This is a genomic window from Type-D symbiont of Plautia stali (assembly GCF_001485335.1).
Taxonomy (GTDB): domain Bacteria; phylum Pseudomonadota; class Gammaproteobacteria; order Enterobacterales; family Enterobacteriaceae; genus Pantoea; species Pantoea vagans_C.
Genome location: NZ_BBOC01000055.1, coordinates 24,517 through 36,093 on the forward strand (window position 1 = coordinate 24,517; position 11,577 = coordinate 36,093).

Sequence of the window (11,577 nt, forward strand, 5' to 3'; positions counted from 1 at the left end):
TACCATCACTTCTAATGCGGCGATCAAAGTTCAGCAATTTAAGTGGCTGCTTTGTTAAACTTTTCAAGCATGAAGAAAGCCACGAGCGCGAATCGCGGTGGCTTGGTACAGCGATTGAAAGATCACATTATTCGTGCGTAAGTTTTTCCATCCAAGACTCGTTTCACTTGGTCCACGTCTTTCGCCCCAATGCGTACGTAGATTTCATCAGGCGTGTGGGTTTTGGCGAGCTCGCGTATTGCCTTTACTTGAACCACTGATAAACGCCCGTCCCGCCCGCAAATTTGCGCTATCGCCCAATCGTTGTCCTTCCACTTTTCAGCGACCCATGGCGCCGGTAAGCCCAAACGTGGATGGTCATTCAGCCACTTCCGTAGAATCTTATTGCGGTCATCGGGCAGAGGGACGACGCCTTTCGAAAGCAATCCGTTTTCGCGAAGGAAGCGCAGGCCGCTCTTTCCACCCGGCACCATGTTGAGCCGGCGTTCATCATCCCAATGCCCTTCTACAAGGAACTCTTCCGCCTCATAGAGTTGCTCCAAATCGTCGGTGATAGCCATCACCTTGTGGTGCACGTACGTGAGACGCCCGCCTTCTTGCTCTTCACGAAATCGGCGATGGAAGAGCAATGGGCTGCCTGTTTCAATAGCGCGTCGGTGCTCGGACCAGCGCTTTTGCCAGCTACGGGTGGAGACCCCCACATAAAAGTACCCGTCGTCGGGGTACGACGCACCAGCGCCGAAGATGTGCTGGTAGAGGACATATGCATGTTCGGGGTAGTGCTTGGCCGATAGCAGGAGGTGCGCTGGCACCGAAAATACAAGACTAGGGCTCCTGATGGTGCTTTCGTCAATCTGCGTAGCTCCTCGCATAGCTGCAGCCAAGTATGCGGGATCAGTAACGACTTCCACCGAAATCGTAGGCTGAATAGCTAATTCGCCTTCGCCTAAGGCGCCAAGATCATATTCTGGCTTGCGGTCTACTGTTCTATGCTCATCCATTAGCTTTCTGAAAGGAGAGACGAACCCCGGACGGTGGCCAATGAAAATCATGCGCACCACCGGTATCACTTGGCCTGACTTGAGTCTAAAGACGCCGAGGGGATTCGCAGCCACCCGCGCCCATTCCCGCGCATAGGAAGAGGACCTTACAAAGTCTTCAAGCAGTTGCTCAACCTCGCGCCGCCGTCCAATCATAGATTTCGGCGCTAGGTGCTCCCACCAAGCCTTGTTTAGCTTCATCGCGTTACCACCTTTCCTTCAAGAGTCGGCCTGCCGACCCAATCCTTGAAGTGCCGTTTGGGAGCCGAGCTTGCTAAACTATGGCTTCTAACTATAAGTCAGCAGCCCACAAAGTATAGCCCTATGGGCTTCACAGCACATTTGCATTGCGGCACTCAAAGTTGAGAATGTGCTACACCGCGACAAGCCATCACGTTTAATGCCAAGATGATGACCGGAATGATCACGTTGACCAATGAGAATTGAATTACCACCCTCTCATCTTGAATATTCGCCCTTGATCCCCCTCATCATGCAGCGTGGCGACGATTTCATCCGTTGTAAAAACTGGCTCATCATCTTCCGTTCGCACTGGCAAATCGGAGTCAATCAGCGTGATAACAGGTTGCAATCCTAAATCTGCGTAGCGACGCACAACAGTCAGTAAATTCTCTTTCTTTCGGTCGTCCAGCGACTCCAACACTCCGTCGTGATAGACAAAGCGAGGAAACTTCTCGCCCGAGCGCGATCGCAGCACGGCCAAGTCGAAAGCAACACAAAGCAGTTTACGGTATGTATGCCCCAAGTCAGCACTGGTGGCATTACCAGACTCATCGAGAATTTCCGCTTTGAAGTCCAGATGACCTACTTGGTTAATCGCAACGCTCAATAGAGCCTTGCGATTGATGACCTCTTCAACAATTTCGCTGAAGAAAACGCGTATAGTGGAAAACAGGCTTGCCTGATCGGAATTCTGTTTGTCCACATCGGCTTCTATCCGTGCCTGCAAATGGTCACGCTCCTCCGTCAAGGATCGAATTTCTGTACGCAGCTCTTGGAGGCGATGCAAATGGCCTTTCTGTTGCTCCAACGTTCGGATGTCCGAGCGTAACGCCACCATCTCATCAGAGAGTTGTTTGTACTTGGTGAAAACATCCGTCCCGCTCAGAAATGAGAGCATTTCCGAACGATTTCTCCCCAGCACATTTAACTCCGCATTAACCCGTTTCAACTCTGCATCGATTTCCGCAAATTCCTCTTGGAGATACCCACGGCGCTCATCTGTGATGGCCCTATTGAAAGCGATCAACTGCTGGAAATCTTTCTTAATCTGCCCTTGAAACATCACGCCGGCTTCGTTAAACAACCTCTGGGCCTCATCTGGACTGAAAAGGATTTGATCTTCCTGCAACGACGCCTGCACTTTCTTCCTGTTTTGACTTAAGGAGTAGCGCTCCGAATTCAGCGCAGCTATTCGCTCATCAACTTCATCAACTACTTTCTTAGTGCAATCTTTGTCTTGTGCACGAAAATCGAAAGCATCCAATAGCACTTGTTTCTTCTCGGCATCTTTTTGCTTAAGCAAAAGGATGCCTTCAATTTTGCTGATATCCTCGTTTGAACTTCCTAATTCATTTTTTATGGTTTGCGCTGTCTGCTGCTTTTTGGCAAGTTCATACTCTTTCGCATAGTGATCAGCAATAAGCTTGGCATCAAAGCCTAAAAGATGTGCAAGAAATGGCTTCCAATCAGCATGTTTGGAGGCAAACTTGCGAAGCTGGAAAACCTCACGAAAATCCTCTTGCGACCGAAGCAGATAACCAAGCACCTTGCGGTAAGACCATGGTTTGAGAGCCCGCCAGTCGAGCAGACCGTCTAGCAGTTCGCGTGCGCGTTCAAAAGGAACGTCCCGATGCCCCCATTCCGCAAGCACAAGCGCCGACAAGTCTTGGTGGCCTGCTTCATGCTGTTTAAAGGCGATTTTGGTAGCGTCCTGTACGCTACGTCGAATCGTAATGAAAGAGCCATCCTCCAGCTCAATTTCAAGGAAAAATATAAAATCCTTAAACAAGTCAAAATGCTTAAAAAGGAAGAACTTGGGATCTTTGCCCGCTAGGAAACTGAAATCCAAAAGACGTCCCAGCGTGGTTTTCCCGAGATTGTGAGTGTCCTTTTTGCGATTCTCCGGCATACGGATTTCAGCCATGACGACGTTCAGCCCGGGGGTAAAGTCCACGGGCTCAAACATATCTGGCTTGTTGGAGTAGAGTTTAGATAGCTTCATTTGGCCCCACGTATTCCACCGCGTCAGTCTTGGGGCGATATTCAACCAAGCCCATTAGATAAAGAAAGTTTAGCGCGGGCAGGAAAAGCACATCACCGCCCAAAACGCGTTTCTTTGCAAATTTGCGCAACACTTCATACTCATCGACGCGACGATCTTTCAGCCGTGACAAAAGCAGCAGAGAAACATTAATGACTGTGCGATCAGGGTGTGAGTGTTTGGTTGGCCGAAGCATCATCCACCTCCCCAATGTCGCAGTTCCAATACATGTAAAAAAGAATGGCTCGGGTCAGCCGCTTGTGGGCGTGCTGCCGAAGAACCGGGTCACGATTGAACAACAGATCCACCAAATACTCCATGACCTCATCAAAGGTCTGGTAGTCCTTGCGCTTCGCAAGGATCTTGAGTTGAAACTCATCAACTACAGATTCGTACATGCGTAGCAATTCGATATTCTCTGGCGCGGCCAGGAAAATGCGAATTTGCGCTGTTTCCTTAAGATATTTTCGCCGCTGCACCTTTGCATATGCTGCCGTCATATTGTTGAGCGCGTTTTTTTCCTCATACGTCACACGTACTGTCGGCGGATCGTCAAGTAAAGCTGTCAGGCCATTCTTTTGGCGCGCAAGCGCCTGAACAACCTCGGCAAGATCATCTGGACTGACAATCAGCGGCGAGTCCACCGCATCCAAACTTGCCTCCTGAGCCACCTCAGGGAAGCGCTTCAGCCACAGTTCCAGTTGTTCAAGACCGCAAAGATAGATTGATGCTGCGGGGACGCCGCATTCGGCGGCGATGTGGTCACGAATTTCTGTTTCGGAATTGCCTGTCAGACGTCGATTCGCAAACAGCATGTAGTGGTCGAGTTGCTTGGCCTCACGCAGTTTCTTGATGCGTGGCACTTCTTTACCGACCACCGTATTGCTGCTTGATGTGCTGTAGAAATCCAGTTCAGAAAAGCTGCGGTTATAACCGTTGGTATGCTTGGCCTGAACAATGACGGTGCCCACCCACGGTGCAGCCTTGCTGGGGTGCAATTCCGCTGTGCCGATAAACTTTGCGTCACGCCCCCCATCCGGCCCTTTTGCGAATCCCTGAACGGCGATTCCAAGCAATCGTTGGCACAAAAGCACGATCAATACTTCGAACTGATCGTCGCTCAAATCTTCATAAGCAAATTTCACTCTTCGCATCCCTCTAAATGTAGAGCGCAACGACTCATGCGGCTACCGTAATGCACGCAGAACAAGGACGCCTCGCAGGCTGCACGACAATCTCCACACGCTGATCCAGAGCAACCAGTGCCTGCATCAGCCGTTCCAGTGAAATGTTTCGGAGCTTGTAGCGTCGTACTTGAGACACTTTCGGTTGTGTCATACCCGTGATCGCAGCAGTCTCCGTCTGGCTCAAGCCGCGATGATCAATTAATTCATTAAGCTTGAGTGCGAGCGCTACCTTCGCCGAAAGCTCTTCTGCATCTTCTAAGCCCAAATTTAACAGCACGTTTTCGGTGCCTTGCGTACAGTCACTGCGCTTCATGGTTTATCTCCCGCTCTTCTTATAACGGGCCAGCATGGCCGCTTCTTGTTCAGCTCTACGCCCAGCAGGGGCATGGCGATACCGGAACTGGACTTCCTAAGGAACGCATGTAGTACATGTACCTCATCGTTCATTAAAACTGTATAGAATTTCGAAAGGAATAGCCCCGGTGGTCTTCTGCCAATTTGCACAGACCGGAGCCGATCTCTTACAAGGCGTTGGCTGAAGGCCGTGTGCTGCCCAACAGGAAGATGAACACGCTACACCCCTGTCTCTTGTACGTCGATGGCTAACTCACTGAAGTCCCTCTTCAAAGTGCCTTACCAGCATTACATTTTGAATTTCTCCACCATAATTATATCCGTTCGGGTATGCGTCGCAAGAAGATGGTTCAGGTAGCCGCTATTAAACCGGTTCGGTTCTCCTGCCGTTGTTGCTGGCTTATCTTCGGTGTGTACGCAGCGCATAAAGATCGTCAAAGTCTTGTGCGCCGTCTGGGGGACTTGGCGAGCTTGAGTTTCATAATGACGACTCCTTAAGAAAGACCCGATTTCCTAGAATATTCGAGGGGCCAGAAGAGGGAAGTCAGGTCAGATTTCGGAAAGCATCGGATATGTCGAACCCGCCTGACCATTTGCCAAAAAATGATATATCTGACTTAGGTTTAGTTCATCTAAATTCGGGGCGGAGTCATGGTGAATAAAAAAGCCCGCACCAGCTGCGGGCCTCCGGGCATAGTCCCGAAACTGCTACTTTGGAGAGATTTCAGAGATACTTTTTAAATGAACCGGTCACTACAGCCAGTACTGCGCCAACAAGTAATGCTGATGGGAGGAGTAACAGGTTTGGCCATACTGCAGTAGGCCATGCCAGATAAAGCATGCAAGGGCCGTACAGCGCGGGTTTGATGAAACGTTTTGCGTGGTGATAGACAAAGCTTGATTCATAACCCGCACCGTAGCGCCGCAGGTCACGCCGGACCAGTCCGTCAACCACGCCCGTTATGATCACCACTGCAAAAAGAGGCAGACTCAAAAAGAGGATCATGACCCGGATAAAGAAAATCAGCGTGACCCAGACCGTTGCCTGAAGATAGACCTCAAGCCAGCTGACCAGGGAGGCGCCAACGCCGTTCAGCGCCGGAATAAGGCCACTTCCCTTTTTACTCAGGGAGTTGAACGACTGCAGCCAGCCGCTGAATCCGCTGTCCACAAAAAGCCACTGCCATGCCACATGTACCCATCGACTGACGGTCTCGACCGGCGCGCTCATCAGCAGGCTACGGGTGTACCCCTCTGACAGCCACCGGCTCTCTGCCAGCATGACGCGGTAGCTGTGTGCAGCCCCTTCATCGGGCCAAAGCAGAGCAATGCAGGCGTACTCAATCAGCAGGCTGACCAGCAATGAGCCCAGCAAAATGCCAACAAGACCCATCGGAAAATCCCACAGCAGCATGCCTATCGGGCCAGACTGCCGCTGACGAGCTGGCTGGCTGCGCTGCCCGTTTTCACTGTCCTGCTGTGACATCCGCTCCCCCCGTAAACACCAGGTCACCGCCCGTCCACCACGTTTCACCCGTGTGGTAGTTCTTCTCCATGCTGTCAGCGAGATGTTTCAGACTGGCAGGCATATGCGGGTCGTCGTTATCTGCCGGCAACGGCATACGAATTTTCCATAGCTGGCCGCCTTCCAGCAGCGCAAATGCCTGCCCCTTGGGCAGGTTGATGATATCGGCAGGGCTTATCATTGGCGTTTTTATCAGGCTCACCTGATCGTTGACGTTACTGTTGAAATCCGTGCCTTCGCCAGGACGGGACACGTCGGTAACCCCGGAAGTAAGCGTTTTCTGGTAGACGTCCACTTCCGGAAGCTGATCGGTGAGCAGCATGGCGGTATTCTTCTCACGCACACGGAGCATCACCAGGGTATTGAAGTTGCCCACAACCTGATTGGCTTTGGCCGTGCTGCCAATGCGGGCCTCAATATCAGACAGTGTCTGCGTGTAAGCCGTCACCTGAAAACCGGCGCCGCCGCCTTTGTTTATGAGCGGGATGAATTCATCCCCCATCAGTTCGTTAAACTCATCGCAGTGCAGGTTAATGGCTACTTTTGACGACTGGCCCTCATCTTCATCACCGAGACCGAATTTATAAATGTGACCGCCTTCGGATACGAGGTCAGCGAACATGCTGTTACCCACGGCGGCGGCCACAACAGGATCAGAGAGGGCGTCGAGCCCGACATAGACCACGCCGCGCGATTTGATAATGTTGTGCCAGTCCAGAATCGGCCGGGGGTCGTTGAGGTCAGTGTAATCCGGGGCAAGAAGCGCTGCCGTTTTACCCGTTGTCAGCTTCTCCAGTAATGGCAGCAGTGAGGCAACAATCTTATCGAAATAGGTCCGGTCATACTGAACCGCGCTGCGAAGCCCGTCCAGCACGGGGTCCCAGAGCTTTTTACCCTCGGGGCTCCCCAGTACCTGTTCGGACACCCATATCTTTGCACCATTGGGTCTGCCCTGCAGATGGCGAGGCAGGTCCTTGTCGCTTACTCCGTTGCTCAGCAGCGCCTCGACAGAGTTCATAAGCTGCGGCGCTTTTTCACTCAGCAGATTATCGACATAGGTTTCATAGAGTTCACCGATATTGGTGACATAGCGGAGAATAAGGCTGTAGTCTGGCCGCTGCCCCAGAGCGACCAGCGCGCGCGTGATGATATTAACAAAGCGCCAGGCGAACTCACGAAATGCGGCAGAGTTACCCTCACCAGAGAGCTGACCGGCCACGCGGGATGCCACCTCAGATATACGGCTGAACCTTCCTACTGCATTGTAGCGTGCGCTGATATCAGGCCAGCCCAGGTGAAACACCCAGAAATTATCCTGACGCCCCGCACGATGAGACTCGGCGTACATTCGACGTAGCAGGTCCGCATCGCCTTTTGGATCAAATACGATGACAACCTCATGCTCGCCGGCCGCATTTTTCCGCCGGATATCCTGCGTAATGAGCAACTCTGCCAGCCGGGTTTTGCCCACGCGCGTAGTGCCAATGACCAGCATATGCCCCACGCGCTCGCCAAGATCATAGGTGACAGCGGTTTCATCAGGTTCGACACCATGATAAACCGGACTGCCGCCAACCGGAGGCAACGGACGGAAAGGGTTAAGAGCTGAATCAGTCCGCGTCAGACGGCACAGCCAGGGGAGGTTGTACTCCATCTTTTTTTCCACGTCACGCGCCATGCGATACAGCACTGAAGGCTGAACATACACTTCACACTCCGGGCGACGCGCTTCCATCAGCCGCTGCGTGTGGCGAGCTGACCACCGGAACCCCTTCCCTAAAAACAGGTGGCGGCGGCTGACGGGTATCTGTTCACTGGTGAGAACATAACGGGGAAGACGGCGGATGTTGCGGCGATAGCGCAGTATCTTCAGGCCCTGCCGGGTGCGCTTCAGGGCCAGCACCCCAAATCCCGCAGCAGTCACCCAACTGACGGAAGGCGCAAGCGCCACCGCCCACGGGGCTGTCAGACAGATGCAGGTCGCGCTTGCAGCGACGGTTGCGGAATACATTTCTACGGCCGGACGGAGCAAAGACTCCATGACGTAATCATTGCTCATGGGCGCTTCCATCCTGTCAGCCTGTGAAAAAAGCCGGTGCGGCCAGCTGACGCACGCTGATCGCGCCACATCCGTAGCTCATGGAGAAGTCTCCAGCCATCTTTCGGGTCTGAGACAGCACGAGCGGCAGTGACTGAACTGACGGCGGGATTATCACGGTACTCCCGCTGCCAGGAGCCCGAGCTGAAATACAGCGAGCTGGAATACGTATCAGTTTTCCAGCCTGCAGTATCCTCACGGCCGCGATGGATGTGGTTGACTTCAAGGTCCATATAAAAACCCTGGGCGGTATGCTGACTCAACTCATCACGAAGCGCCACATACACGGCCAGCAGAGGTTCATCGAACTCGTAATGACTGAGATGCACCCCGTGCAGATACGCCATTTCCCGCTCATGGAACAAAAACCGCGCCAGACCGCTGCGATGATTGCCATCGGCGCCGATATACCAGTCAATGCCGTTGTAGCTGTTGTAATACATGGAGGGCTTTTTGCGTTCAGTCTCCAGATAGTACCCCGGGTTGCGTTCGAGCATGGGGATATTGCGGTCCATGCGTTTACCACGATGCAGGAAATCATGCCAGGTGAGTCCCTGATAATCCGGGTGTTCGGTTCCCTTAATGCAAAACACGTTAATGCTGCCCTGATCCGTCCAGTAATGCCGGCGCAAAAAACCACCGTGCAGCCGCAGTTTATGGTCATCCCATACGCCAATAATGTCCCCAGCCCAGTGCGGTGGATTAGCGTCCGTTCTCGTCAGAAAGTCACTCATGGCTTATTGACCTCTTCCTTTACCGGCAATATCTGGCCAGTCATGATGGAACCCGACGATTTTACGGACCTGAAAAACCAGCTCGAAGAGCAGACCGGCGAGGCACAGCGGTATATATGCGTCGGGCAGCAGACGCAATGTACGTAATAACCCTGCATTCAGGACCTCTGGCGTGTAGGCCGGGCTGATAAAGACCGCTACAGGCACTGCAGCCATAACGACCGACGCCAGGCAGCTGAAAAGAAAAAGTGGACGAAAGATAATGATCCTGATTGCACACTGGACCAGGTTTCCAAGGACGGTATAAATCATTCTGGCCCTCTCCGATGTCAACATGTCACAGATAAGTTCGGAGGGGGGCGTGTTGAGTTTGCGCATATCAGCGTTCCTTTCGGGCAGAAGGTGACAGGGAGAAAGCCGGTGGTGAAACTGCACGTGTTGGTGTCTGTCGCTCAGGTGAAACGTTGAGCTTTTCCATCCAGCGACGGTCGCCTGCCAGCAATCTCAGCAGTGGCTGACCGCTGATGAGCCTGATGCCTGGATAGCGGAGGAATGCTTCTCTGCTCACTTCACCCGTGCGCCCGGTGTGTACAAACAGCCCCGACGCCCGTTCAGTTTCGGTCAGCAGGCCGAATGCAGAGACGTGCGCGGCGTTGATGGTATCGCTGTAGCGCTTGGCCTGAATCAGCCAGCGCTGACCGTTTATCCAGACCTGACCGTCAGCACCACCGTCACCGCTGTATCGTGCGTTGCGTTGTATGCGAAATCCCTGTCGGGACATCGCCGTCAATAACATTTCCTCGAAGACGTACGGGTTCATCTTACGAAGCCAGGTGATTCTGGCCGCGTCGTCACGCAGCTGCGGCAAACGAAGCAGTGCCCGGGCCGCCTGTTTCTGATAGCGGTGATGGCGACGCTGGCTGACCGAACGCGGCCTTAACACTGTGATGGCAAGTGCCAGCGCCCCCGCCAGTAACAGAGCAAGCATCCCCCTGTGCTGACTCAGCAGCTCGGCGATGAGAATGACCGACATCACTGTGATATTCCTGTTGCGGTGATAAGCAGGGGGTAGTGATTCAGCCCCAGCCGGCGAGCCAGGTCGCCGCCGCTGACGGGCACCATAGCCACGCCAGGCGCCAGTTGACGAAGGGTGTTTAAACCCTGCTCATCCTGGACGCTTATCACCATGCCAGTTGCCTGCATGCCACTAAGTGATGCAGCATGCTGCTGCAGCCATTGACGTGAAGCCACGTCATCACCCAGCACAAATACCGGCGGCATACCGGGAAGGTTCAGTGGCCGGGATGCTACAACTCCCGGAGACATTTCCGGCGTACTGACCGGCAGCATATCGGAAATGCTCAGAGAGGTGGGCGGCTGTGGCAATGACTCAGGCATGCCGGTGTCGTTGTTCTGACCGGCATTGATGGCCTCAAAGAGGGGGGCGGTTGGCTCACCACCTGAATCGCCCACGACGATGAGCGAGGCGCATGCACTGAAGGCGACAGCCATAACGGCTGAAAGGAGTGAGACAGTAAAAGCCTGACGAAAGAGTTTTTTCATTGAGGTTCAATCCAGGTGAGCGTTGAGCGGGCCAGCGCCACAGGCTGAGCTGAGCCTGCCGGTATACTGGCTTGTGCGATCTGACTGAGTTTGCGACGAACGATGGCCATATAGGTCGCTGCGTGTTGCCCGCCCGCAGGATGGTGGTAACAACCCGCAGCCCGCAGCCAGCTGCCAGGTCGGGCGTCATAGCAGGCTCTCAGTATCCGGGCGGCAGCGCGAAGGTTGGTATAGGGGTCGAAAGCATCACGATACGTCGGAAAAAAATGCCCGTTCCAGCCCAGATTGACCTGCGCAATGCCGACATCAATGTTCTTAAGGGGCCAGCGCTGCATAAACCCCATAAGTGCCGAAAAAGCCTGCTCCCGCGTCTCATAGTGGTATCCTTTTCCCGCCACATTTATTGTCCATGGCCAGGGCTTAGCCCCCCATGCGGTCTGGCGGGTACTTTCTGCCATGGCCAGTGAATACAGTGATTCAGCAGGCACACGTTCAGCTGCTGCAATCTGCCGGTAAGCATCGGGAATAACCTGCAGCTCTGCAGACAAGGCGGACCCCGTGGCAAAAAGCAGGACAGTAAAGAACATCAGAATGCGGCAAGCTGCCATCCGTTTTCTCCCTGCTGCAGAATGACCGGCATCTGACCCTGACCGTAGCGCATCCACAGGCCGCCATCATGGTTCAGAGTAATCTGACGGCTGCGGACTTTATCTACCGGAATATTGTGTTTAATGGCCCATGTCCTGATGCCTTCGTCGCTGCTGTCTCCTACCAGATAAATATCAACCGGCC

12 protein-coding genes and 1 pseudogene are annotated in these 11,577 nt (G+C 53.4%); all 13 read right to left on the reverse strand.

The annotated features are described in order from the left end of the window. Nucleotides 1-122: 122 nt before the first annotated feature. Nucleotides 123-1,241 (reverse strand): GIY-YIG nuclease family protein, encoded by a 1,119-nt coding sequence (locus tag PSSD_RS17160; protein ID WP_058973055.1) that lies wholly within the window; start codon nucleotides 1,239-1,241, stop codon nucleotides 123-125. A gap of 247 nt (nucleotides 1,242-1,488) precedes the next feature. Further along, complete coding sequence (locus PSSD_RS17165) at nucleotides 1,489-3,285, reverse strand: DUF2326 domain-containing protein (RefSeq protein WP_058973056.1); 1,797 nt, start codon at nucleotides 3,283-3,285, stop codon at nucleotides 1,489-1,491. Beyond that, nucleotides 3,272-3,523 (reverse strand): ABC-three component system middle component 8, encoded by a 252-nt coding sequence (locus PSSD_RS17170; RefSeq protein WP_235589244.1) that lies wholly within the window; start codon nucleotides 3,521-3,523, stop codon nucleotides 3,272-3,274. The genes PSSD_RS17165 and PSSD_RS17170 overlap by 14 nt, the downstream gene beginning before the upstream one ends. Continuing rightward, nucleotides 3,489-4,469: an ABC-three component system protein gene (locus tag PSSD_RS17175; RefSeq protein ID WP_058973058.1), complete on the reverse strand. Its 981-nt coding sequence runs from the start codon at nucleotides 4,467-4,469 to the stop codon at nucleotides 3,489-3,491. Before PSSD_RS17175 ends, PSSD_RS17170 begins: the two co-directional genes overlap by 35 nt. A 34-nt stretch (nucleotides 4,470-4,503) precedes the next feature. Next, the gene (locus PSSD_RS17180; protein WP_058973059.1) at nucleotides 4,504-4,824 is read right to left on the reverse strand and encodes a helix-turn-helix domain-containing protein; all 321 of its coding nucleotides are present in this window, start codon (nucleotides 4,822-4,824) and stop codon (nucleotides 4,504-4,506) included. Between the two features lie 765 nt (nucleotides 4,825-5,589). Further along, complete coding sequence (locus PSSD_RS17185) at nucleotides 5,590-6,351, reverse strand: TIGR03747 family integrating conjugative element membrane protein (protein WP_058973060.1); 762 nt, start codon at nucleotides 6,349-6,351, stop codon at nucleotides 5,590-5,592. Further along, complete coding sequence (gene traD, locus PSSD_RS17190; RefSeq protein WP_058973061.1) at nucleotides 6,332-8,449, reverse strand: type IV conjugative transfer system coupling protein TraD; 2,118 nt, start codon at nucleotides 8,447-8,449, stop codon at nucleotides 6,332-6,334. Before traD ends, PSSD_RS17185 begins: the two co-directional genes overlap by 20 nt. Continuing rightward, the gene (locus PSSD_RS17195) at nucleotides 8,446-9,222 is read right to left on the reverse strand and encodes a hypothetical protein (protein WP_058973062.1); all 777 of its coding nucleotides are present in this window, start codon (nucleotides 9,220-9,222) and stop codon (nucleotides 8,446-8,448) included. Before PSSD_RS17195 ends, traD begins: the two co-directional genes overlap by 4 nt. A gap of 3 nt (nucleotides 9,223-9,225) precedes the next feature. Then, a complete protein-coding gene (locus PSSD_RS17200; protein ID WP_058973063.1) occupies nucleotides 9,226-9,600 on the reverse strand; it encodes a hypothetical protein in 375 nt (124 codons plus the stop codon). A gap of 1 nt (nucleotide 9,601) precedes the next feature. Next, a complete protein-coding gene (locus PSSD_RS17205) occupies nucleotides 9,602-10,255 on the reverse strand; it encodes a restriction endonuclease (RefSeq protein WP_058973064.1) in 654 nt (217 codons plus the stop codon). Continuing rightward, nucleotides 10,255-10,785 (reverse strand): integrating conjugative element protein, encoded by a 531-nt coding sequence (locus PSSD_RS17210; RefSeq protein ID WP_058973065.1) that lies wholly within the window; start codon nucleotides 10,783-10,785, stop codon nucleotides 10,255-10,257. Before PSSD_RS17210 ends, PSSD_RS17205 begins: the two co-directional genes overlap by 1 nt. Continuing rightward, entirely contained in the window at nucleotides 10,782-11,393 is a 612-nt protein-coding gene (locus PSSD_RS17215) for a transglycosylase SLT domain-containing protein (RefSeq protein ID WP_034948923.1), read from the reverse strand. The genes PSSD_RS17210 and PSSD_RS17215 overlap by 4 nt, the downstream gene beginning before the upstream one ends. Further along, nucleotides 11,372-11,577 (reverse strand): annotated as a pseudogene (locus PSSD_RS17220) (TIGR03759 family integrating conjugative element protein); the annotation flags it as partial. The pseudogene PSSD_RS17220 and the gene PSSD_RS17215, both read right to left, overlap by 22 nt.